The following is a 23,202-nucleotide window of genomic DNA, read 5'->3' on the forward strand; positions in this document are numbered from 1 at the left end:
GGCCTCCGGGGTGAGTTCCGGTCAGGTCGTCCGCATGGTCTCCGGCCGCTACCGTAGACGAGCATTCGGAACCGGACGACGGAGGATCGATGGCCCAGCGCGGCGGCCTTGGACCATGGGGTGTCGCACTCGTGTGCGTGGACGCGCTGCTGATCGTGGCTTTGGTGATCATTCTGGTCACCTGGCCGGACAGCGGCGCTGCGCGGGAGGACCCCACCGGCGACGCCGGCACCGCGACGGGCGGGGCCGCGGCGACCGATGGAGCAGGAGCCGGTGACGATGGGAGCGACAGTGGTGAGACCACCGATGCCCCGCAGGTCGACGTACCCGAAGACGTGCTCGACGTGGCTGGTTTCATGTTGCCCAGCGGCAACATCTGGTGCGAGCTCGGCAATGACGCCGCGTCGTGCGTGATCGAGTCCTTCTCGTACTCGCCGCCGAGCATCGATGACTGTGCCGCCGACGACTCCGGGTACCGGTGGGAGGTCTCCGCCGACGGCGCCACGCCTGTCTGCGGTGCGGCACCCGAACAGCCCGGTGACCTCACCGAGCTCGACTACGGTCAGGCGACGCGCGTCGGCGACATCCTGTGTGAGAGCACGAGGGACGGGCCCGTCTGCCGGTCCATCACCACCGGGCACGGGTTCCAGATCGCGCGCGGAGGTACCCGAACCTTCTGAATCTCCTCTACCGGTGACGTGGCACTGGTGTGGTTCCCGTGGTGCGCCGCGCCGTCCGTCTGACTAAGGTTCCGCAGACTGACCCACTGACGGCAGGGGACGACGGTCTGTCAGTCTGCCTCCGGTGTGTCGGACGCGACGGGCATGCCCCGCGTCCCATCTGATGAGACAAGTGGTGGGCTTGCCCGGCGCCGCCGGTCGATGTGGTGAAGTACTTCTCATGTTCCTCGACCTCGTGGCCACCGGTGCGCGGGTCGAGCACGCCCTGATGGGGGCACCGGCGCGAATGCCGGGGCGAATGCGCTGTCGCTCGATGAGCAGCGCCGCGATGTGCGACACCTGTCGCCGTCGCTGACTCGCCCCGCACCCGCCCACCCATCAGGAGCACATGCACATGGCCGTCACCACCGGCACCACCTGGGACGTCGTCCTCTCCGCCCGCCCCACCCAGACTGAGCCAGGCAGCGCCGCGATCTCAGTCCGCGCCGCCTACCAGGCAGCCCTCTACGAGCGTGCGCTGCTGGTCGACCTGGGTGACCAGCACGCTACCGGTGAGGTGCACCCTGACCTCGCGGCTGCCGTCCTCGCGCCGCAAGAGCTGCTCGGACATCTGCTCAACTCCACCGACTCGCGGCCGGTGATCCTGCTCAGCGAGGATGGACAGCTGGCACGGGAGACAGCCGAGGCGCTTGCCGAACTCGAGCTCGCCCGGGTGAGCTACGCCGTCGGGGGATTCCAGGGGTGGCTGCGGGCCGGATTGCCGGCCCGCAACTGATCACCAGATCCGGACGCGCTCGTCAGGGTCGAGCCACAGCCCGTCGCCCGGCTGCACGTCGAACGCGTCGACGAACTCGTCCAGGTTGCGTACGGGGGCGTTGCAGCGGATCTCGTCGGGGGAGTGGGGGTCGATCGAGAGCAGCCGTAGTGCCTCCTGCTCGCGGGCTTTCGTACGCCAGCACCGGGCCCACGCGAGGAACAGCCGCTGCATCTCCTCCTGCGTAGGCTCCTCGCCGCTGCGCTCCTTCGCGATCCGGAACGCCTTGATGCCGATACCGAGACCGCCCAGGTCGCCGATGTTCTCGCCGACCGTCAGGGCGCCATTCACGGTATGGGAATCGTCCAGCTCGCTGGGGGAGAGGACGTCGTACTGCGCGATCAGGGCCTGGGTACGGGTGTCGAACTCAGCCCGGTCGTCCTCAGTCCACCAGTCGAGCAGGCGACCGGTGCCGTCGTACCGACTGCCCTGATCGTCGAATCCGTGCCCGATCTCATGCCCGATCACTGCGCCGATTGCGCCGTAGTTCGTGGCATCGTCCGCGTCGGCGTCGAAGAACGGGGGCTGCAGGATCGCCGCCGGGAAGACGATCTCGTTCATCGATGGGTTGTAGTAGGCGTTCACCGTCTGCGGGGACATGAACCACTCGTCACGATCGATCGGCCCGCCGAGCTTGTTCAACTCGTAGTCGGTCTCGAACGCGTGCGCTGCGCGGACGTTGCCGAGCAGGTCGTCGCTGGCGACCTCAAGGCCGGAATAGTCGCGCCACTTATCCGGGTAGCCGACCTTCGGGGTGAACGCCTCGAGCTTGTCGAGGGCCTTCTGACGAGTGGCTGGGCTCATCCAGTCCAGGTCGTTGATCGAGCGCCGGTAGGCCTCCACCAGGTCGGCCACCAGCACCCGCATGGCCTCCTTGTGCTCGGGCGGGAAGTGCCGGGCCACGTACAGCTTGCCCACGGCTTCCCCGAGCACACCTTGTACCAGGCTCACGCCCCGCTTCCACCGTTCGCGCATCTCCGGGGCGCCGGTGAGGGTCCGGCCGACGAAGTCGAAGTTCTCCTCCACGAGTTCGCTGTGCAGGTACGGGGCACGTGCACGCACCACCCGCCACGTCAGCCACAGCCGCCACAGGTCGGTCGGCTCGTTCGCCCACGCCGCCGAGAGCTCGGCGAGGAACTCCGGCTGCCGGACGACGACCTCCGCCAGCGTGGACTCCTCGCCTCCCAGGGCGCTCACCCAGGTGGACCAGTCGAACTCCGGGGCGAGTTCGCTCAGCTGGGCCAGCGTCATCCGGTTGTAGGTGGCCTGGGCGTCGCGGCACCGCACCCGGTCCCAGTGCGCGCCGGCCAGCTTGGTCTCCAGGGCCATCACCCGCTCGGCAGCGCCGTGTGCTTCAGCCTCGGTCACCACACCCGCGGTGGCGAGCATCGCAGCCACGTGTGGGATGTAGGCAGCTCGGACGGCCGCATGCTCCTCCGCTTGGTAATACGCCTCGTCGGGCATCCCGAGACCGGACTGCTCGAGATAGACGATGTACCGGCTGGGGTCGTCGGAATCGACATCGATGAACGGTTCGACTACGCCGCCGACGCCCGTGCGCTGCAGCGTCCCGAGTGCGCGGGTGAGCTGATCCTTCGTGTGCGCCGCCGTCACCAGTTCCAGGTCGGCCGCAAGGGGGAGGATACCGAGGGCGTCCACTCGTTCGGTCGCCATGAACGAGACGTAGACGGCTGCGATCTTCGCTGCCTCGTCCCCGGCCGGATCATCGGCCGGGACGTCGGCAGCCTCAGTGATCAGGGTTCGCACGTGTTGCTCGGCCTGATCGTGCAACTGGTGGAAGGTGCCGTCCCGCCCACGGTCGGCTGGGATCTCGTGCGAGTCCAGCCACGTGCCGTTGACGTGGCGGAACAGGTCGTCCTGCGGACGGACGGAGTGGTCCATGGCAGCGGCGTCAGCTTCGGAGATGATGCTCATCCTCCGAACATACCCGTGAGGAGCGACCTCCTGTGCGGCACAATGACCGCATGCGCCTTCACCTCGCCGCCGACCACGCCGGGTTCGAGTTCAAAGCCGTACTCGCCGACCACCTACGCAGCAGCGGGCACGACGTGACCGACCACGGAGCTCATGCCTACGACGCTCTGGACGACTACCCTGCCTTCTGTTTCGCAGCCGGTGAAGCCGTGGTCGCGGACCCGGGTTCGCTCGGAGTGGTGATCGGCGGGAGCGGCAACGGAGAGCAGATTGCTGCCAACAAGGTCGCGGGAGTGCGGGCCGCCCTCGCATGGAACGTGGAGACTGCTCGCCTGGGGCGCCAGCACAACAACGCGAATGTCGTCGCGGTCGGGGCCCGCCAGCACAGCACCGCGGATGCCCTGGCGATTGTCGATGCCTTCGTGGCTGAGGCGTTCTCCGGCGACGAACGCCACCAGCGGCGTATTGACCAGCTGGCCGAGTACGAGGCGCGCTGAGCGCTTCGTTCTGACTAGGCGGAGGTCCGCCGGGGCCAGGCAGCCCACCCGTCGGAGACAGTCCGCAGGAGTGGTTGAGCGGCTCGGAGACGCTCGATGGGGAGATCGTCTGAATTCGACGACCCTGAGCTCGCGCCGTCAGGATAGGTGAGGCCGAAGTCGACCCAGGGCTGGCTACCTTCCCCGATGCCCTCCCGGTAGTGCCCGTTGACCACCGCCAACACCAGACGCTCCACAGTGTCCGCTTCCTCGGACCACGTGGAATCGCACGCATCGCAGCCGCAGACCGGGAGATGGAAGTCGTGCAGCAGGCCGGCGTGCAGGAAGATGCCGGGGAAGGCAGTGAACACGAACGTCAACGATGCGCAGGCCGGATCGTTCGGCCGGATCCGCACCGCACGCACCACCTCGGCTCGGGCTGACGTCAGCAGGTCCAGCGCCGTCTCCTCACCCTCGTCGGTTTCGACGTCATAGTTCTCCTGGAGGTGGGCGATCAGTGCGTCGCCGATCGCGTGGAGCGGTGCGAATCGATCCGGGTGCGTGACCACGGAGTAGGTCTCCTCCGGGGGATGATCGAACCACCGGTTCCCGTAGTCGATAACCCGACCGTCGGTGTCGCGGAAGACCGGCGCATCGATCGGCGGGCGTCGGTAGGTGCTCACCCACCCAGCCTCTCGTACTCGATCGGCTCTAGGGGAGGGGGAGCGGGCGGCGTTGCTGCGCCCGGCCGACCAGCGCCGCCACTGCCACGTGCAGGGGTATGAGCACGATCACCAGGATCGGCAGCCACAGGCATACCAGGAGCTCGATCCCCACGACGATGGCGGTTGCCGCTGCGGTACCCAGCCCGCGCCACTCATGTGTGTGCTTGCGCAGCCGCACTGCTGCTTCCCGGGCCACCTCTCCGGCGCGGGTATCCGCGACCAGTAGAGCGCGCAACCTGAGGTTGCTGATCGTCTCGGCGGTCGCTGAACCGGCGAACCAGCCGGCCGCGGCTGCGCCTGCCACCGTGAGCGGATGCGCCTCGACGACTGCGCCGGCTGTCAGCGCGAGGCCGAGTGCGGCGAGCGGCGTGAGCGCGGCGCCGGTGAGTACCGAGACCAGCACGAACCGGCGCTCGTCGCGCTGCGCCGTTCCCATCCGCGTTCCAGAGTGCGGGCGGCGAGCGAGGTCGACGACGGCCGCGCCCCATCCGGCGCCGGTGACCACTGCCCAGCTGAGGAGCCCGAGCCCCGCCAGTGCCAGCAGGCCGAGAGAGCCGAGCAACACGGCGGTGAGGGTGACCAGTATCACCGCCATCCGGGCAGCGCTGGCCCGGGCCAGAGTGCGGCGGTAGCCGTCGACCACCGCTCGCTCGTCGACGTGCTCGTGCTCGTGGGTGGCCTCGCAGTGCGGGCAGACGTAGGTCTCGCCCGGCGCAGTGGCGCTGTCGCTGTCCGTCATGTCATGGGAGATCATAGGGCGGGTGAACACTGCCGCTGAGCAAGGGCCTGGGGACTATGTGGAGACGGTGCTCGATCTGGTCGAGCAGATTCCATCGGGCCGGGCCACCACCTACGGGGTGATCGCTGAAGCGGCGAGGGCATTGACGGGCAAGGGCAGCGCGCGGACGGTCGGCACCGTCATGGCTCAGTACGGTGGCGGCGTGCCCTGGTGGCGCGTCGTCACGGCCAGCGGTGCCGTGGCCGAACGGGTGGCCGGGCGTGGATTGGAGCTGTTGCGGAACGAGGGGGTGTCGATGACGGCGCACGATCCGCCCCGCGTCGACCTCTCCGAGGCAGGGTGGGAACCGGGCGAGCAGGAGCCCTGACGGGCGGGGCCTCAGATGTAGATCGCGGGATCCAGGTAGAGGGCCGGGTCGGCGGTGTCGTCCTTGCTGGACGGGGGAGCCTGGCGGGTCTGCCCCGGGACGCCGACGACCACGGATGCGGCCGGGACGTCCTTGACGACGACGGCGTTCGCCCCGATCTTGACGTCGTCCCCGATGTCGATCGGGCCGAGTACCTTGGCTCCCGCACCGATCACCACCCGGTCTCCGATGCTCGGGTGACGCTTGCCGGCACTCATCGACCGTCCGCCGAGTGTGGACCCGTGGAACATCAGCACGTCGTCGCCGACCTCGGCGGTCTCGCCGATGACCACTCCCATGCCGTGATCGATGAAGAACCGGCGCCCGAGTACCGCACCGGGGTGGATCTCCACCCCGGTGACGGCGCGCGCCACCTGCGAGATCAGCCGGGCGGGCAACTTGAGCAGCGGATTGGTCACCCACAGTCGGTTCGCCAGCCGGTGCAACCACAGCGCGTGGACGCCGGGATACAGGAGGGCGACCTCGAGACCGCTCCGGGCCGCGGGGTCGCGGCGCCGGGCGGTCTCGAGATCCTCTGCGACCAGCTCACGCAGGCGCAGGTGACGCGTCGGACTCATGAAAGCGACCTTGTCCCGATCACTCGGCGAGGTCGGCGTACAGGATGGTCGACAGGTAGCGCTCACCGAAGGAGGGGATGATCACCACGATGTTCTTGCCGGCGTTCTCCGGGCGCTGCGCCACCTGGACGGCGGCGTGCAGGGCGGCACCAGAGGAGATGCCGACGAGCAGGCCCTCCTCGCGGGCCGCGCGTCGGGCGACCTCGACGGCGGTCTCGGCGTTGACGTCGATGACCTCGTCGTAGATCGAGGTGTCGAGGATCTCCGGCACGAAGTTCGCGCCGATGCCCTGGATCTTGTGCGGACCGGGCTGCCCGCCGTTGAGGATCGCGGACTCCTCCGGCTCGACGGCGATGATCTTGACGTCGGGCTTGCGCTCCTTCAGCACCTGGCCCACACCGGTGATCGTGCCGCCGGTGCCGATGCCCGCCACCACGATGTCGACCTCGCCGTCGGTGTCGGCCCAGATCTCCTCGGCCGTGGTCTTGCGGTGGATGGCGGGGTTCGCTTCGTTGGCGAACTGGCGCGCCAGGATCGCACCGGGGCGCTCTGAGGCGATCTGCTCGGCGCGGGTGACCGCACCCTTCATGCCTTCTGCTCCCGGGGTGAGGACCAGTTCGGCACCGAAGGCGCGCAGCAGCATCTTGCGCTCGTTCGACATCGTCTCCGGCATGGTCAGCACGACGTTGTAGCCGCGGGCCGCGCCGACGAACGCCAGCGCGATACCGGTGTTGCCGCTGGTGGCCTCCACGATGGTGCCACCGGCGGGCAGCTCGCCAGCAGCCTCGGCGGCGTCGACGATGGCGACGCCGATCCGGTCCTTGACGCTGTTGGCCGGGTTGTAGAACTCGAGCTTCGCGAGCACGTTCGCGCCCGCGCCCTCGGTGAGTTTGTTGATGCGGACCAGCGGGGTGTTGCCGATCAGCGCAGTAGCGTTGTCGTAGATGCGGGCCATGGGGTCTCGTCCTTCGTTGACTGGTTGTTCGGTATGGACGCCGGCTGGACCCTCGGGAACGGTGGGACCGGCGGGCCGGACAGCCGCTCGGGCTCGCGGGGAGCTGTGGGCGTCGCTCGTCCTCATCTTCGCAGTGCCTCTGCGCAAGGGAAGGGAGGTTGCCGACTGTCCCACGATACGGGCACGCCCGGGTGAGTTGTTCGTCACAGTCGCCGACCTACGGTCCTGACCTGCGTCGTCGTGGGTGCGCCTGCGCAGAGGTGAGTAGGCGTCCAGCGCCAGATATGGGTATCATTCCGTGGGCGCGCCGTGAACCGATGCCCGCGTGGAACCAGCTCTTCCGCGACGGGTGACCACTCGGTTGCCCGATCCGCCCGACGTCATGAGGTGCCGTGACGAGGCGTGTGAACGGTGCTGCTCGCAGCGCAGACCACAGAGCACAGACCACTGAAGCAACCGCGTGAGAAGTAGGTAGGAAGTAGACATGAAGAAGGACATCCACCCCGAGTACGGGCCGGTCGTGTTCCGTGACATCTCCGCGAACTTCGCCATCCTGACGAAGTCGACGATCTCTTCCGAGACCACGGTCGAGTGGGAGGACGGCAACACCTACCCGGTGGTCGACGTCGACATCTCCTCTGCCTCGCATCCCTTCTACACGGGCAAGCAGAAGATCATGGACACCGCCGGGCGCGTCGAGAAGTTCCGCCAGCGGTACGCCAAGGCTGGCAACAAGGCCTGATTTCTCCGGCGCCCGTAGGCGCTGGCAGTACATGCTGCGGCGGACCAGCCGCAGGAAGACAACGACGACGGAAGGGGAGGTAGAGCCATGGCAGTTCCCAAGCGCAAGATGTCGCGCAGCAACACCCGCGCGCGCCGTTCGCAGTGGAAGACCAAGGCGGCGGACCTCGTCCCGGTCCGCTCCGGTGGTCGTGAGGTCCGGGTGCCGCGGCGCCTGGCCCGCGCCGTCGAGCGCGGTCTGGTCGACGTCGAGAGCTGAGTTTCACACTCGCGACACGCGAACCTCGAAGCGGTCGCCCCCTGACGGGGCGGCCGCTTCGTCGCGTTCGGGGATCTGGCCTCGTGTCTTATACGAGCGGCTAGGTCTGCGCTACGATCCGCTTGGTGCCGCGTGCTGAGCCGGGCCGTCGACGGGTATGTGAGTACCGGTCGACTCACCCACTGCAGGGAGCAGACGTTCCGATGGTGTCTCGTGCTGATTTCCACACTTGTGTGCAGCGGCTGATTGCAGTCGTTGCCGCTGCAATCCTGGTCTGCCTCGGCGGCGTCGTCACTGCGCCGAACGCATCGGCCGTCGGCACGGTCGTCATCGACGACTTCGCCGGGAACTCGCTCGGCACGAGGACGGTGACGCTCTCTCCCGCGATGGGCGGTACCCAGGCCTCGACGTTCACCGAGTCCGGTGGCGTGGGCGTGTTCTCGATCGGCGGGCAGGGCAACACCCAGGGCAGTGTGCGACTCGACTACACGTTGCCTGGCCCGACCGACCTCACCGAGGGGTGGACGAACACCCGAATCAGTTTCGCCTTCGACTCGATCCAGCGGACGCCAGACGACGGTGGCACTGCGCTCAGCTACTCGCTGACGCTGGTCGATTCGGACGGCGGTACGGACAGCATCTCCTCCGGGATCGCCTCCACGGAGAACTTCGACGCGAGCTTTCCGCTGCTGTGCGAGGGGTTGCTGTGCTACGAGGACGTCGATGTGACCCGGGTTGTCAGCGCGACGCTGGAGTTGCGGGCACCTGGCACCTACGACGAGGGCCACTCGGTCACGGTCAGGATGGAGGGGGTGCAGGCGGCTCCACCCGTGGGAACGCCCACCGAGCCGCTTACCCCGACGGTCACGACCCCGACGACGACGATCGCCGCGAGTGCGCCGACCTCCGTGCAGTTCACGGTCTCGTTCGCCTCTGATGGGTTTCTCGAGGGGGCCACTGCACTCGAAGCGTCCGACCTGACCGTCTCGGGCACCGCGGCAGGACGGGACAACGTCCAGGTCAGCGGTGGGCCATCGGTCTATCAGGTGACGGTCGGCCCACTGACGTCGGATGGGACGGTGTCGGTGGGAGTGCCCGCCGATGTGGTGACTGGACTCGCGAGCCGCCCCAACATCGCCAGCAGCGATGACCCAGTCGTCACCTTCGACCTCGGGGCTGCACCGACCATCACGAGTGAAGACTCGGCGACCTTCATCGCCGGTGAGGCTGGGTCGTTCGATATCGCCTCGACCGGGGACCCCGTACCGGATGTCACGATCACCGGCGGGCTCCCGGCCGGCCTCACGATCTCCGACCTCGGCAGCGGCACTTTGGCGATCACCGGAACACCGGAGGCCGCCACCGGCGGAACCTACCCCGTCATCGTGACGGCATCGAACGGCTACACACCGAACGCCGTGCAGGAGCTGCTGGTCACGGTGAACGAGGCGCCGGCTTTCACGAGTGCGGATGCGGTGACGTTTACTGCTGGTGAGGTGGGCAGTTTCACGGTGGAGGTCTCGGCGGGGTTTCCTGGGCCGGTGACGGTGGGGGCTGAGTCGGTGTTGCCTGAGGGTTTGTCGTTGGTGGATCACGGTGATGGTTCGGCGACGTTGTCGGGGGCTCCGGTTGCTGGTGGGGTGAGTGTGTTGGAGTTGGTGGCGAGTAACGGTGCGGGTTTGTCGGCGCAGCAGTCTCTGACGGTCACTGTGGATGAGGCGCCGGCTTTCACGAGTGCGGATGCGGTGACGTTTACTGCTGGTGAGGTGGGCAGTTTCACGGTGGAGGTCTCGGCGGGGTTTCCTGGGCCGGTGACGGTGGGGGCTGAGTCGGTGTTGCCTGAGGGTTTGTCGTTGGTGGATCACGGTGATGGTTCGGCGACGTTGTCGGGGGCTCCGGTTGCTGGTGGGGTGAGTGTGTTGGAGTTGGTGGCGAGTAACGGTGCGGGTCTGTCGGCGCAGCAGCAACTCACCCTCACGATCCAGCAGTCGGTTGAACTCCTCACAGAACCCTCCCTCGTGCTGGTGGCCGGCGTGCAGGACGCGCTCGTGCTTGAGTCAGTTCCCGGTTTTCCGCCCGAAACCACACTGACCCTGACCGGAGATCTCCCAGTGGGGGTGACGTTCACCGATCACGGTGACGGTACGGCGACGCTCGCGGGCGTAGCCGGGCCGGACGCCGTCGGGCAGTACCCGATCACGGTGACTGCCAGCAACGGTGCTGCGCCGGATGCTGTTCGCGCGGGCACGGTCGCGGTCGAGCTCGCCGCCGCTGTGACCCTTCCGGACGACGAGCCCGTTGCAACTGGTCAGCTCAGTGGAGTGCCGGCTCGGACCACGGTCGGCCAGGAGATCACCGTGACTGGCACCGGGTTCGCTGCCGGTGCCCCAGTGAGCCTCGGCATGTACTCCGAGCTCACGGTGCTCGGCAGCGCGGCCGCGGATGCGGCCGGTGAGTTCACGGCCACCTTCGTGATCCCCGATCAGCTCGGTAACCACACGATCGTGGCGGCCGGGCTCAGTGCATCCGGCGAGGTGCAGTACCTGACCGCACCCACCGAGATCGCTCCGGAGCCAGTGGTGGAACCCACCGACGACGGCCCCTCCTTGCCTGTCACCGGCACCACCGTGGGTGGAGTCCTGAGCCTCGCGATCGTCCTGGTCGGACTGGGCGCCTTCCTCAGCCGGCAAGGACGCCACAGGCAGGCATAGCCCCGTCACCCTCGTTCCTCGGGCGACCGGCCCTCCTGATGGTCGGGATGACAGGAGCCGTCGCTCGCGAGGGCGAGCTCCTCGGCAAATCCTGCAAGCCAGATAATGAGTGTGGCCAGCCACCCTCGTTCCTCGGGCGACCGGCCACACTCATTGGTCGGGATGACAGGAGCCGTCGCTCGCCAGGGCGAGCTCCTCCCAAATCCTGCAAGCCAGATATCAGGAGGGCCTGCCACCCTCGTTCCTCGGATGACAGGCCCTCCTGATGGTCGGGATGACAGGATTTGAACCTGCGACCTTCCGCTCCCAAAGCGGACGCGCTACCAACCTGCGCCACATCCCGGTGCGACCCGCAGGTCGCCGGGACGAGTCTACGGCGTCGGAGGCAGTGTCTTGGACCGTGCACTGCCGGAGAGCAGGTACGCTAGGACACGCCTTGCGGGTGTAGCTCAATGGTAGAGCCTCTGCCTTCCAAGCAGATGGTGCGGGTTCGATTCCCGTCACCCGCTCCAGATCTCCTCTGCGGCTGGTCCTCGGCCGTGCTGCAGGTGCCGTACGATAGGTGGCTGCGTCCGATTTCGCATGCCCGCTCCGGGTGTTCGTGGACGCGACCGATCGTCGCCCGCAGATTCTCTTCGCGCGGGCGTGTCCCTCATATGCCGACCCACGAGTGGAGAGCACGTAGTGAAGAGCGCCGTCGAGAACCTCGAGCCCACACGGGCAAAGCTGACCGTGGAGGTGCCTCTGGCCGAGCTGCAGCCGAGCGTGGACCACGCGTACTCCCACATCGCCTCCCAGGTGAACATCCCTGGCTTCCGCCGCGGGAAGGTTCCGCCGCGAATCATCGACCAGCGCGTCGGCAAGGGCGCGGTCATGGAGCACGCGATCAACGAGGCACTGCCGGGCCTGTACCGCCAGGCAGTGACCGAGTCCGAGCTCAAGCCTCTCGGCCAGCCGGAGATCGAGGTCACCGCCGTGCCCGGCCTCACCGACGAAGCCGAGGAACTGATCTTCACCGCCGAGCTGGACGTGCGGCCCGAGATCGAGCTGCCGGACCTGGAGAGCCTGACGATCACCGTCGAGTCCACCGAGGTCACCGACGAGGACATCGAGGAGCGCCTGACGTCGCTGCGCGAGCAGCACGCCACCCTCGCCGGCGTCGATCGCGCAGCCCAGGACGGCGACTTCGTCACCATCGATCTGAAGGCGACGATCGGCGACGACGAGATCGACTCGGTCTCCGGAGTCTCGTACCAGATCGGCTCGGGCAACATGCTCGAAGGCATGGACGAGGCGTTGACCGGCCTCTCCGCGGACGAAACGGCCACCTTCACCGCTCCGCTCGCCGGTGGAGACCGCGCCGGTCAGGAGGCGGAGATCACCGTCACGCCTACTGCGATCAAGGTGCAGGAGCTGCCGGAGGTCGATGACGAGTTCGCTCAGACCGCCTCCGAGTTCGACACCGTGGACGAGTTGCGGGAGAACCTGCGTACGCAGGTGGCCGAGGCCAAGGAGAACAACCGCGCCGTCACTGCCCGCGACCAGCTGCTCGAGCAGCTCGTCGAGGCTACTGACTTCCCGCTGCCGGCCAAGGTGATCGAGGCCGAGGTGCACCAGCACCTCGAGAACGAAGGCCGCCTCGAGGATGATGAGCATCGTGCAGAGGTCACCGAGGAGACCACGTCGGTACTCACGCGTCAGTTGCTGCTCGACACGCTCGCTGAGAAGGTGTCGGTCTCTGTCGGACAGAACGAGCTCCTGGAGTTCCTGCTCCGCACGGCGCAGCAGTCCCAGCAGGACCCGAGCGAATTCATCCGCCAGGCGGACGAGAACGGTCAGATCCCGCTCTTCGTCGCTGAGCTCACCCGCAACAAGTCCCTCGCCGTCGCACTGCGCCAGGTCAAGGTCGTCGACTCTGCCGGTGATGACGTCGACCTGTCCGCCTATATCGGATCGGATGAGGAGGACGCGGCTGAGGCCGCGGCCGCTGCGGCCGCCGCGCAGGATGAGGTGGCCGGGACCGAGACCGTCGACGTGACGGACGCTGCCGAGGGCGAGGGCGCCTCCTCTGAGGACGCGCCTGCCGAGGACACCTCCGACGACGAGAACGAGTCTGAGGGCGACGAGGCCGCCAAGGCCTGACCGTCGCTCGAGCTGCCCCCGTTGCCTCCAGGATTGCCCTGGCAGGAACGGGGGCAGTTCTCGTTCCGCCGAGCACGCGTGCGCCGACAGCGAAACAGGTGCGGCTGCGGGCAGGTCTGACCTCCCGACGGCGTTAGTGTCATCGCAGACATCACCACGATCGAGGAGCATGCACGTGAGCGACTTCCCGCAGGCCGCCGGTAGCGACACCCAGGGTCTGGCACTGGGCGACCACATCTACAACCGTCTCCTGAAGGAGCGGATCATCTGGCTCGGCTCCGAAGTCCGGGACGAGAACGCGAACCAGATCTGTGCCCAGATGCTGCTGCTGGCAGCGGAGGACCCGGAGAAGGACATCGCCCTCTACATCAATTCCCCGGGTGGTTCAGTCACTGCCGGGATGGCGATCTACGACACCATGCAGTACGTCAAGCCCGACGTGGCGACCGTCGCGATGGGCATGGCGGCCTCCATGGGGCAGTTCCTGCTTTCTTCAGGTGCGAAGGGCAAGCGTTATGCGACACCCCATGCCCGGGTGATGATGCATCAGCCCTCCGGCGGCATCGGTGGTACGGCCTCCGACATCAAGATCAATGCGGAGCTGATCCTGCACATGAAGAAGGTGATGGCGGAGCTGACCGCCGAGCAGACCGGCCGTACGGCCGAGGAGATCAACCGCGACGCCGACCGTGACCGCTGGTTCACTGCGGACCAGGCGCGCGAGTACGGCTTCATCGATCACGTGGTCTCCGACTCCGATGCCGTGACCGCGGCCCAGTCCTGACGCCCGCCCACCACATCCAAGGAGCGAGAACTGTGAACCTTTCCCCCCAGGCATTCGGTGGCCGGGCCCCGCAGCCGGCGACGGCGCGTTACGTGCTCCCGCAGTTCGAGGAGCGCACCCCCTACGGCTTCAAGCGCCAGGACCCGTACACGAAGTTGTTCGAGGACCGCATCATCTTCCTCGGCGTGCAGGTGGACGACGCCTCGGCCGACGACATCATGGCCCAGCTGCTGGTGCTCGAGAGCCAGGACCCGGACCAGGACATCACGATCTACATCAACTCCCCGGGTGGCTCGTTCACGGCGATGACAGCCATCTACGACACGATGCAATACATCCGCCCGCAGATTCAGACCGTGTGCCTGGGTCAGGCCGCCTCAGCGGCGGCCGTTCTCCTGGCTGCGGGGACTCCGGGCAAGCGTCTGGCGCTGCCGAACGCCCGCGTCCTTATCCACCAGCCCTCCCTCGAGGGCGGCTTCGGACAGGCTTCCGACATCGAGATCCACGCCAACGAGGTGATGCGGATGCGTGAGTGGCTCGAGACTACGCTCGCTCAGCACACCGGCACGGATCTGGAGAAGGTGCGTCAGGACATCGAGCGCGACAAGATCCTCTCGGCCCAGCAGTCGCTCGAGTACGGACTGGTCGATCAGGTGCTCGACAGCCGCAAGGCACCGGCACTGACGGCCGGCGAGGGCTCCTGAGGCTTGGAGCTTTCGGGTCGGACGGGCCACCGCACTCACGACACGCGGTGGCCCGTCCGGCCTTCATGTGTCAGGCCACGTATCGTGGATGCAGGTTCGCCTGACGGCAGGATTTCGGCTGGTCGCCCAGCCGTGCTTGGCGCACAATGATCACGACGAGTGCCTCGGCCCCCGACGGCAGGAAAGTGAGGAGAGATGGCGCGAGTAGGTGAAGGCGCCGATCTGCTCAAGTGCTCCTTCTGCGGGAAGAGCCAGAAGCAGGTCGTCAAGCTCATCGCCGGTCCCGGCGTGTACATCTGCGACGAGTGCATCGACCTGTGCAACGAGATCATCGAGGAGGAGCTCGCCGAGGCGAACGAGCTGGGTCTGGTCGACCTGCCGAAGCCGCGCGAGATCTTCGATTTTCTCGAGGAGTACATCATCGGCCAGGAGGATGCGAAGAAGTCCCTGGCCGTTGCGGTCTACAACCACTACAAGCGGGTGCAGTCCGGCGCCACGGGCGCTTCGACCACGGGCGAGAAGGACGACGTCGAGCTGGCGAAATCCAACATTCTCCTCATCGGCCCCACGGGGTGCGGGAAGACCTACCTGGCGCAGACGCTTGCCCGGATGCTCAACGTCCCGTTCGCGATCGCCGATGCCACTGCCCTCACCGAGGCCGGCTATGTCGGTGAGGATGTCGAGAACATCCTCCTCAAACTCATCCAGGCGGCGGACTTCGATGTCAAGAAGGCCGAGACCGGGATCATCTACATCGACGAGATCGACAAGATCGCACGCAAGAGCGAGAACCCGTCGATCACCCGGGATGTCTCCGGCGAGGGCGTCCAGCAGGCGCTGCTGAAGATCCTCGAAGGCACACAGGCCTCCGTTCCCCCGCAGGGGGGCCGCAAGCACCCGCACCAGGAGTTCATCACGATCGATACGTCGAATGTGTTGTTCATCGTGGCCGGCGCCTTCGCCGGGCTGGACGAGATCATCACCAGCCGCTCCGGCCGTCGAGGCATCGGCTTCGGCGCTCCGTTGCGTGAGGCCGACCAGGCTGACGTCATCGAAGACGTCATGCCAGAAGACCTGCTGAAGTTCGGCCTCATCCCGGAGTTCATCGGGCGACTTCCCGTGCTGACCACGGTCACGCCACTGGACGCCCCCGCCCTGACTCGTATCCTCACCGAGCCGAAGAACGCCCTCATCAGGCAGTACGAGCGCATGTTCGAGATCGACGGCGTGGAGTTGGAATTCACCGACGACGCGATCGCGGCGGTCGCCGACCAGGCGATCATGCGTGGAACCGGCGCTCGCGGGCTCCGCGCGATCATGGAGGAAGTGCTCCAGCCGGTCATGTTCGACGTACCGAGCCGTGAGGACATCGCCCGGGTTGTCATCACCCGCGAGGTGGTGCTGGAGAACGTCAACCCCACTCTCGTTCCTCGTGAGGCGCCTCGGTCGAAGCGAACCCCGCGGGAGAAGAGCGCCTGAGGTTCAACGCTTGCCGCTGAGGTCGCGAGCGCCGCCGCGAGGAGGCACGCTAGAGGGGACCAGCATCCGATCAGGAAGCGAGGTCTCCATGGTGGACCTTCCTCAGTTGTCTCTCCCGGATCATGCGCCGGTCTTGAGCGTGGTCATTGATGCCACCCGCTCTGATGACGGTCGCAACGCGGTGGTGCTCGACCGGTGGGCCGACCTGCAACGTTCGGTCACGCTCGATGGTGCCGACGATGTGCCGCGGGCCGACGCCGACGCGGTCGCCGCCGCACTGGAGCGCCCCACCTGGGTCCACGGTCCGCACGGCCGGGTACTGGTGGCCGCGGGTGGTGAGGTGCTGCTCGACCGGGTCATCCCGGATCCCCCGACCGAGGGCAGGGCCGTCCTCTCCGACCACGCCCACGCTCTTGCGCTCGCATACGCGGCCGATGCCGCCGCGCGGTACCTCGTGGTCGAGTCAGATCGTGCGGGGGCGCACCTGTCACTGCACGAGGCGTCAGCCGTCATGGGCAGTCAACTGTTGCAGGACAGAGAGATCGACGGTGACCACGATGTGCTCACCAAGGTCCGGCCCAGCCGCGATCTTCCCCGGGACCGGGTCAACAATCGTGCCGAGGATTCGTGGGAGCGCAACGCTGAGACCGTCGCCGCGGAGGTCGACCGGGTGATGGCGCGGGAGAAACCCGATCTGGTGCTGCTCACCGGCGACGTGCGCTCCACCGCCTACGTCGAGGAGGCCCTCGGCGCGCATGCCCGCGAGGTGCTGGTGGACGTCCCCGGAGGCGCCCGCACCGAAGGCGTCAACTCGCGCGCCTTCGCCGCCGCGGTGGACGAGGCCGTCACCGGCTTTCGAATGCGCCGGAGGCAGTCGGTGCTCGACCACGTCGAGCAGGAGATCGGCCGCGAGGGCGCAGCGGTGAGCGGCCTGGAGGACGTGGTCGCCGTACTGCGACGCGGTCAGGTGACTGAGCTGGTGCTGGACGTCGGTGCCGTCAGTTCCCCGCGTCAGCGGCTCGCTGCGCACAGGCTCTGGATCGGTGACGCCCCTCTCCAGCTGGGTACCTCGGCGGAGGAACTCGCCGACCTCGGCGTGGGGGAGCCGAGGCAGGTCCGCGCCGACCTCGCCCTCGGCCGGGCGGCTACGGACCAATCGGCAGGTATCACGATCGCCGAGCAGCTCGATGTCGCCGACGGCGTGGCTGCCTTGCTGCGCTGGACCGATGCCGCGACTCCCGCTGAGACCGCGTTCACCCAGAGCGGAGATGCTCAGCGCGTGCATGCCTCAGCCCAGGCGGAGGAGCCGAGCCCTTAAGATGGGGGACCATGAGCGATGCACCCCGCAGCCAGGGACCAGTGGTCGGAGTAGCGGTACCGGAGCGGCTGCGCGGACTGCGCGGGAGCATCGACAACATCGACGCCGCGCTCGTGCACCTGCTGGCGGAGCGGTTCAAATGCACGCAGGCCGTCGGGCGGCTGAAGGCCGAGCACGGCCTCCCGCCGTCGGACCCTGCACGCGAAGAGGAGCAGATCGCCCGCCTGCGGTCTCTCGCCGAGGCTGCCGGCCTGAACCCGGTCTTCGCGGAGAAGTTCCTGGCGTTCATCGTCGCCGAGGTGATCCGCCACCACGCCGATATCGCGGCTGAGCGCCCGCCCGCCTCCTGACCCGCATCTCACACCGGCGCCGCGGTGCGGTGTGCGATCTTCCTTACGGCAGCGAAACTGCTCGCGACGTGCGCTGAAACACGGCCTCCCTAGCGTCGTACCCACTCGCCGGTACGACACCAGGAGCCAGATATGTCTGCACCGTCATCGCCGCAGGTTGCTGAACCCACGGCCACCGAATCCGATCGAGAACTCGCCCCTCGCCGGCGGACCGGCCGGTGGATCGAGCACTGGGATCCGGAGGACACCACGTTCTGGGCTGGCGGTGGCCGCCTGGTCGCACGCCGGAACCTCTGGATCTCGATCTTTGCCGAGTTCCTCGGCTTCGGCGTCTGGGCGCTGTGGTCGATTGTGGTCCCGCAGCTGCCGGCAGCAGGCTTCGCCCTCACAGTCGATCAGCAGTTCTGGCTGATCGCAGTGCCGAGCCTGGTCGGCGCCACCTTGCGGATCCCGTACACCTTCGCCGTGCCGCTGTTCGGTGGGCGGAACTGGACGATCATCTCAGCACTGTTGTTGCTGCTGCCGACCACCGCGCTCGTCTTCGCGGTGCAGCGCCCGGACCTCTCCTTCGGGGTTCTGCTGGCCGTGGCGGCCCTCGCCGGCGTCGGAGGCGGGAACTTCGCTTCCTCGATGGCCAACATCTCCTTCTTCTACCCGGAGCGAGAGAAGGGTCGCGCGCTCGGGATGAACGCCGCCGGCGGCAACGTGGGCACCGCGGCCGTGCAACTGGCCGTCCCGTTGGTCATCGTCGCCGGGGCTGGGCTCGCCCTGGAACGTGCCGGGCTGATGTTCATCCCGCTCGCGATCCTGGCGGCCTTCCTCGCGTGGCGATTCATGGACAACCTCGGCACCGCCAAGGCCGATCCGCGCTCGTTCGCCGTGGCCACCCGCAAGAAGCACACCTGGATCATCTCCTTCCTCTACATCGGCACCTTCGGGTCCTTCATCGGCTACTCCGGCGCCTTCCCGACCCTCATGCGCAACGAGTTCAGCGAGGTCACGCTCTCGATCGCGTTCCTCGGCGCCCTCGTCGGGTCGGTCTCACGCCCCCTGGGTGGCATCATCGCCGACAAGGTCGGCGGAGCCTGGGTGACGATCGTCTCCTACGCCGTGATGGCAGCAGGAGCCGTCGGTGTGATCGCGGCGCTCGGCCAGCACCACTTCGTGCTGTTCTTCGCCTCCTTCATGATCCTGTTCATCGCCAGCGGTGTCGGCAACGGCTCCCTGTACCGGATGATCCCCGCGGTGTTCCGCAACGGTGCGCACACTCCCGAGGAGGCGTCGGCGGCGCGCCGAACCGCCGCCGGGTGCATCGGTATCGCCGGGGCGACCGGCGCCTTCGGCGGATTCCTGATCCCACGAGGGTTCGCCGTCTCCACCGACCTGGCGGGCTCATTGGTTCCCGCGCTGTGGTTGTTCATCGGGTGCTACGTCGTGATGGCTGCCGTGACGTGGGTGGTGTACGCACGCCGGAGCAGCGGTATGGCCGGCATCTGATGCCCACCACGACGGCGCAGGTCACCCCGGTCACCGACGTCACCTCGGCTGCCACGCACTGCCCGTACTGCGCCCTGCAGTGCGCGATGGTGCTGGATCCGGCCGATCCGGGAACAACCGGCCCCGTCTCGGTTCAGCCGCGCCAGTTCCCGACGAATGCCGGGGGGCTGTGCCAGAAGGGCTGGACGAGCGGTGAACTCCTGCACACTCCGGACCGCATCACCGCCCCGTTGCTCCGCGGCCCCGACGGGCAGCTTCACCCGGCGAGCTGGGACGAGGCGCTGGACGCGATCGTCGTCCGCCTGGCTCAGCTGCAGGCCGAGAGCGGCCCGGAGACAGTGGCCGTCTTCGGGGGAGGGGGCCTGACGAACGAGAAGGCGTACACCCTCGGCAAGTTCGCCCGTACCGTGCTGCGCACCCCGAATATCGACTACAACGGCCGGTTCTGCATGTCGAGTGCGGCGGCGGCCACGAACCGCGCCCTCGGCCTGGACCGGGGCCTGCCGTTCCCACTCACCGACCTCGCTGGGGCGGACGCCGTGATGCTGCTCGGCTCTAACCTGGCCGAGACGATGCCACCGTCGGTGCAGCATCTCGCCCCCGTTCGCTCCCGTGGCGGGCTGGTCGTGATGGACCCCCGCCGCAGTCGCACGGCAGCCCTCACCGAGAACGGACAGGGCGCGCACCTGCAACCGGTGCCGGGGACCGATCTGGCGGTGCTGCTGGCCCTGACGCACATCGTCATCGCCGAGAACCTCGTCGACTCGGTGTACCTGGACGAGCGCACCTCTGGTTTCGAGGCAGTTCGCCGGTCGGTGGCGGCCTGGTGGCCCGAGCGTGCCGAGACTGTCTGCGGGGTGCCCGCCGCTCAGCTGCGCCGGGTGGCTCGCCTGCTCGCGGCCGCGTCCCCGGCCGGTGGTGGCCGGGGCGCCTATCTGCTCACCGGGCGCGGGGTCGAGCAGTCCAGTCAGGGCACCGCCACCGTCACCGCGACGATCAACCTCGCCCTCGTGCTCGGCCTGCCGGGACGAATCGGCAGCGGGTACGGCGCCATCACCGGGCAGGGCAACGGGCAGGGAGGACGTGAGCACGGCCAGAAGGCCGACCAGCTGCCCGGCTATCGGTCCATCACCGACCCCGCAGCGCGTGCGCACGTTGCCGCCGTGTGGGGCGTGGCGCCCGAGACGATCCCGGGGCCAGGGCGTCCCGCGGTCGAACTGCTCTCCTCGCTCGGCCGCCCGGCCACCGCAGACCGGCCGGCTGGTCCGCGTGCCCTGTTCGTCCACGGTGCGAATGTGCTCGTCAGCGCTCCCAATGCCGGCCGCGTCGCCGACGCCCTCGACCGGCTGGATCTGCTCGTCGTGTGTGACTTCGTCCCCTCCGAGACCGCCTCCCGCGCCGATGTGGTGCTTCCGGTCACGCAGTGGGCCGAGGAGGAGGGCACTATGACCTCCCTTGAAGGGAGAGTGATCCGCCGCCGCCAGGCGCTCCCGGCGCCCGGCCAGGCACGCTCAGAGCTGTGGATTCTCGCTGAGCTCGGCCGCCGTCTGGGCGCCCAGGTCGAGTTCGCCGTCGAGCCCTCGGACGTCTTCGATGAGCTGGCCCGTGCCTCGGCGGGCGGAGTGGCCGACTACGCCGGGCTGAGCCACGCCCGCCTGGACGACGATGAGGCTGCCAGCGGTCCGGGCTTCTACTGGCCGGTCCCCGCCGCCGACCACTTGGGCACGCCGCGTCCGTTCCAGGACCGGTTCGCCACCCCGGACGGCCGGGCGCGAATGGTGGCCGTCAACCACCACGCCCCCGCCGATGACGTCCGGCCGGGTGCGCCGATCTACCTCGTCACCGGCCGGGTGCTGCAGCACTACCAGTCCGGTGCGCAGACCCGGCGAGTGGCCGACCTGAACCGGGTCGTCCCCGAACCCGTGGTCGAGCTGCACCCGCTGCTGGCCAGTCGGCTCGGTATCGAGGACGGTGAAGAAGTGCGGTTGCGCTCCGCCCGGGGCGAGGCGGTCGCCCGGGCCCGGTGGTCCGACGAGATCCGCCCCGACACCGTCTTCATGCCGTTCCACTTCGCCGGGACCGGCAGCGTCAATCTGCTCACCAGTGACGCCACGGACCCGATCTCCGGGATGCCGGAGTTCAAGGTGTGCGCTGTCGACCTGAGCCCAGCCACCGATGGAGGCCAGCCATGACCACACCGACCAAGATCGTCGTCGTGGGCCACGGGATGGTCGGCGCCCGGTTCGTCGACGACGTGCTCGCCCGTGCCGAACCCGGCACGCTGGAGATCGAGGTGCTCGGCGGGGAGGAGTACGAGCCCTACAACCGGGTGCTGCTCAGTGACGTGGTGGCCGGGCGCACGGATCTGAACTCGCTCACGCTGCCGGTCACCGCGTCCGAGCACGTCACCGTCACGCGGGGCGCCGTCGCGACCGCCATCGACCGTGCCGGACAGTGTGTGCACACCCCGCTCGGGCGCCATCACTACGACCACCTCGTACTGGCGACCGGTGCGCGGGCCCGCATCCCCGCCGTCGAGGGCTTGGACTACGGCCTCCCAGCCGGGGTCCATGCCCTTCGCACCCTGGACGACGCCCGCGAGATCATCGCGGCCACGACCAACGCCCGCCACGCCACCGTCGTCGGGGCGGGAGTCCTGGGGCTGGAGGCGGCCTGTGGGTTGGTGCGGCGCGGACTGGACGTCACCGTGCTCCACACCGGCCACGGCCCGATGGATCGCCAGCTCGATCAAGGGGCCTCCGCCGTCGTGACGTCCGAGCTGGAACGTCTCGGTGCCCAGGTGCGCACCCAGGCCCGCACGACGGCGGTACGTACCCAGGGCGGACGGCTCACCGGGGTCGTCGCCACCGTGGGCGAGACGGAGCATATCCTCCCGACGGACCTGCTCGTCCTGGCATGCGGTACGCAGCCGGAGGCCAGGCTCGCCCAGGACGCGGGCTTGCCCGTCGGGCGGGGGATCCGTGTGGGAGCGGACCTGGCCAGCCCGGCGGACCCCCGTGTCCACGCCATTGGCGACTGCGCCGAGCCCGCGGAGGGCGCTACGGGTCTGATCGCTCAGGGATGGGACCAGGCGCGTCGCTTGGCCGACCGGATTGCCGGTGTGGTGGCCGCCCGGGCTGATCGGGCCACCAGAGTTGATCGGGCTGCCCCGCTGTTGGGGTCACGGCGACCGAGCATGGCGCTCCGCCTGGCGCTCGCGGCAGGTACCCGGCCGATCGCCTCGCACGAGGTCGATGCCGACAGTTCCGGCAGTGCTGCCGATCTCGCCGATCCAGCCGCAGGTCTCGCCGGGACGGATGTGGTGCGGCTGAAGGCGGCCGGTCTGGACGTGGTCACCATGGGGCGCACGGCCACGGGCGGGCGGGTGCGGACCGTCGCGCTCTCCGATCCCTCGGCAGGCCGGCATCTGACGGCGACCGTGTCCGACGGCCTGATCGTCGCCGCCACCTGTGTCGGGGCGCCGGACGTGGGTGCCGACCTGGTGGCCGCCTACACGCGGCGCCTGCCCGTCCCCAGCGATCCGGCGCACCTGCTGCTTCGTCCACTCACGCAGACGCCGGCTCCCGCAGCCGACCCGTCCCGGATGCCGGCCGGTACCACGGTGTGCACCTGCAACGGCGTCACCAAGGCCGATATCACCGACTCCTGGGAGCGTGGCGCTCGAAGCACCGAGGAGATTGCCCGCGCCACCCGCGCCACCACCGGGTGCGGGGGCTGCACCGACGCCGTGTGCGGCCTGGCGCAGTGGCTCTCACAGACCGACCACCCCGCGGCCTCTCATGAGGGAGACGGTGGCGGTGAGGAAACCGTGACGGAGGCGCAACGCAGGCAGCACACGTGCGAAATCGCCGCCACCTAACGTCTCTGACCAGAACGAGAAGTCCCCTC

The 23,202-nt window shown here is 68.2% G+C and carries 21 protein-coding genes and 2 tRNA genes; 17 read left to right on the forward strand and 6 right to left on the reverse strand.

All coding sequences use genetic code 11. The features are described from left to right. The first annotated feature begins 89 nt into the window (after positions 1-89). Positions 90-680 (forward strand): hypothetical protein, encoded by a 591-nt coding sequence (locus FV560_RS14225; RefSeq protein WP_159622211.1) that lies wholly within the window; start codon positions 90-92, stop codon positions 678-680. Positions 681-1,074: 394 nt separating this feature from the next. Continuing rightward, positions 1,075-1,455: a hypothetical protein gene (locus tag FV560_RS14230; protein ID WP_159622212.1), complete on the forward strand. Its 381-nt coding sequence runs from the start codon at positions 1,075-1,077 to the stop codon at positions 1,453-1,455. Here FV560_RS14230 and FV560_RS14235 read toward each other — a convergent pair whose 3' ends face one another. After that, positions 1,456-3,429 (reverse strand): M13 family metallopeptidase, encoded by a 1,974-nt coding sequence (locus FV560_RS14235; protein ID WP_159622213.1) that lies wholly within the window; start codon positions 3,427-3,429, stop codon positions 1,456-1,458. A 50-nt stretch (positions 3,430-3,479) separates the two neighbouring features. On the opposite strand from FV560_RS14235, the gene FV560_RS14240 reads away from it, so the two are divergent. Beyond that, complete coding sequence (locus FV560_RS14240; protein ID WP_159622214.1) at positions 3,480-3,926, forward strand: ribose-5-phosphate isomerase; 447 nt, start codon at positions 3,480-3,482, stop codon at positions 3,924-3,926. A 14-nt stretch (positions 3,927-3,940) separates the two neighbouring features. Here FV560_RS14240 and FV560_RS14245 read toward each other — a convergent pair whose 3' ends face one another. Further along, the gene (locus FV560_RS14245; RefSeq protein WP_159622215.1) at positions 3,941-4,588 is read right to left on the reverse strand and encodes a DUF6226 family protein; all 648 of its coding nucleotides are present in this window, start codon (positions 4,586-4,588) and stop codon (positions 3,941-3,943) included. 28 nt (positions 4,589-4,616) lie between these two features. Continuing rightward, complete coding sequence (locus FV560_RS14250) at positions 4,617-5,369, reverse strand: hypothetical protein (protein ID WP_159622216.1); 753 nt, start codon at positions 5,367-5,369, stop codon at positions 4,617-4,619. Between the two features lie 22 nt (positions 5,370-5,391). On the opposite strand from FV560_RS14250, the gene FV560_RS14255 reads away from it, so the two are divergent. Beyond that, positions 5,392-5,736, forward strand: coding sequence for an MGMT family protein (locus FV560_RS14255; protein WP_235020138.1), 345 nt, complete (start codon positions 5,392-5,394; stop codon positions 5,734-5,736). Positions 5,737-5,747: 11 nt separating this feature from the next. Here FV560_RS14255 and cysE read toward each other — a convergent pair whose 3' ends face one another. Next, on the reverse strand, positions 5,748-6,353 hold the full coding sequence (cysE, locus tag FV560_RS14260; RefSeq protein WP_159622218.1) for a serine O-acetyltransferase: 606 nt from the start codon (positions 6,351-6,353) through the stop codon (positions 5,748-5,750). A gap of 19 nt (positions 6,354-6,372) precedes the next feature. Continuing rightward, complete coding sequence (gene cysK, locus FV560_RS14265; protein WP_159622219.1) at positions 6,373-7,308, reverse strand: cysteine synthase A; 936 nt, start codon at positions 7,306-7,308, stop codon at positions 6,373-6,375. A gap of 484 nt (positions 7,309-7,792) precedes the next feature. Here cysK and FV560_RS14270 point away from each other — a divergent pair, with 484 nt between their 5' ends. The 3 genes from FV560_RS14270 to FV560_RS14280 all read left to right on the forward strand — a co-directional run bounded on the left by FV560_RS14270 (position 7,793) and on the right by FV560_RS14280 (position 11,019). Then, positions 7,793-8,050, forward strand: coding sequence for a type B 50S ribosomal protein L31 (locus FV560_RS14270; RefSeq protein ID WP_159622220.1), 258 nt, complete (start codon positions 7,793-7,795; stop codon positions 8,048-8,050). 87 nt (positions 8,051-8,137) lie between these two features. Beyond that, positions 8,138-8,308, forward strand: coding sequence for a 50S ribosomal protein L32 (rpmF, locus tag FV560_RS14275; RefSeq protein WP_159622221.1), 171 nt, complete (start codon positions 8,138-8,140; stop codon positions 8,306-8,308). A gap of 233 nt (positions 8,309-8,541) precedes the next feature. After that, positions 8,542-11,019, forward strand: a complete 2,478-nt coding sequence (locus FV560_RS14280; RefSeq protein ID WP_159622222.1) for an Ig domain-containing protein — start codon at positions 8,542-8,544, stop codon at positions 11,017-11,019. A 266-nt stretch (positions 11,020-11,285) separates the two neighbouring features. On the opposite strand, the gene FV560_RS14285 is transcribed toward FV560_RS14280, so the two are convergent. Further along, positions 11,286-11,362, reverse strand: a tRNA-Pro gene (locus tag FV560_RS14285). Positions 11,363-11,457: 95 nt separating this feature from the next. On the opposite strand from FV560_RS14285, the gene FV560_RS14290 reads away from it, so the two are divergent. The 10 genes from FV560_RS14290 (at position 11,458) to FV560_RS14335 (ending at position 23,173) form a co-directional block, all read left to right on the forward strand. Then, positions 11,458-11,531: transfer RNA gene (locus tag FV560_RS14290), tRNA-Gly, on the forward strand. A 172-nt stretch (positions 11,532-11,703) separates the two neighbouring features. Beyond that, positions 11,704-13,161 carry a trigger factor gene (tig, locus tag FV560_RS14295; RefSeq protein ID WP_159622223.1) on the forward strand — a complete coding sequence of 486 codons (1,458 nt, stop codon included), beginning with the start codon at positions 11,704-11,706 and terminating at the stop codon, positions 13,159-13,161. Positions 13,162-13,330: 169 nt separating this feature from the next. Continuing rightward, entirely contained in the window at positions 13,331-13,945 is a 615-nt protein-coding gene (locus FV560_RS14300; protein ID WP_159622224.1) for an ATP-dependent Clp protease proteolytic subunit, read from the forward strand. A gap of 32 nt (positions 13,946-13,977) precedes the next feature. Then, positions 13,978-14,649, forward strand: coding sequence for an ATP-dependent Clp protease proteolytic subunit (locus FV560_RS14305; protein ID WP_159622225.1), 672 nt, complete (start codon positions 13,978-13,980; stop codon positions 14,647-14,649). Between the two features lie 195 nt (positions 14,650-14,844). Further along, a complete protein-coding gene (clpX, locus tag FV560_RS14310) occupies positions 14,845-16,128 on the forward strand; it encodes an ATP-dependent Clp protease ATP-binding subunit ClpX (protein WP_159622226.1) in 1,284 nt (427 codons plus the stop codon). A gap of 139 nt (positions 16,129-16,267) precedes the next feature. Further along, the gene (locus FV560_RS14315; RefSeq protein ID WP_235020145.1) at positions 16,268-17,446 is read left to right on the forward strand and encodes a baeRF2 domain-containing protein; all 1,179 of its coding nucleotides are present in this window, start codon (positions 16,268-16,270) and stop codon (positions 17,444-17,446) included. A gap of 11 nt (positions 17,447-17,457) precedes the next feature. Then, a complete protein-coding gene (locus tag FV560_RS14320) occupies positions 17,458-17,796 on the forward strand; it encodes a chorismate mutase (protein ID WP_159622228.1) in 339 nt (112 codons plus the stop codon). A gap of 132 nt (positions 17,797-17,928) precedes the next feature. Next, a complete protein-coding gene (locus FV560_RS14325; protein ID WP_159622229.1) occupies positions 17,929-19,293 on the forward strand; it encodes an MFS transporter in 1,365 nt (454 codons plus the stop codon). Beyond that, positions 19,293-21,485 (forward strand): molybdopterin oxidoreductase family protein, encoded by a 2,193-nt coding sequence (locus FV560_RS14330; RefSeq protein ID WP_159622230.1) that lies wholly within the window; start codon positions 19,293-19,295, stop codon positions 21,483-21,485. The genes FV560_RS14325 and FV560_RS14330 overlap by 1 nt, the downstream gene beginning before the upstream one ends. Beyond that, positions 21,482-23,173: an FAD-dependent oxidoreductase gene (locus tag FV560_RS14335; RefSeq protein WP_159622231.1), complete on the forward strand. Its 1,692-nt coding sequence runs from the start codon at positions 21,482-21,484 to the stop codon at positions 23,171-23,173. The genes FV560_RS14330 and FV560_RS14335 overlap by 4 nt, the downstream gene beginning before the upstream one ends. Positions 23,174-23,202: the final 29 nt, after the last annotated feature.

The organism is Ruania rhizosphaerae, assembly GCF_009805705.1.
Classification (GTDB): Bacteria; Actinomycetota; Actinomycetes; order Actinomycetales; family Beutenbergiaceae; genus Ruania; species Ruania rhizosphaerae.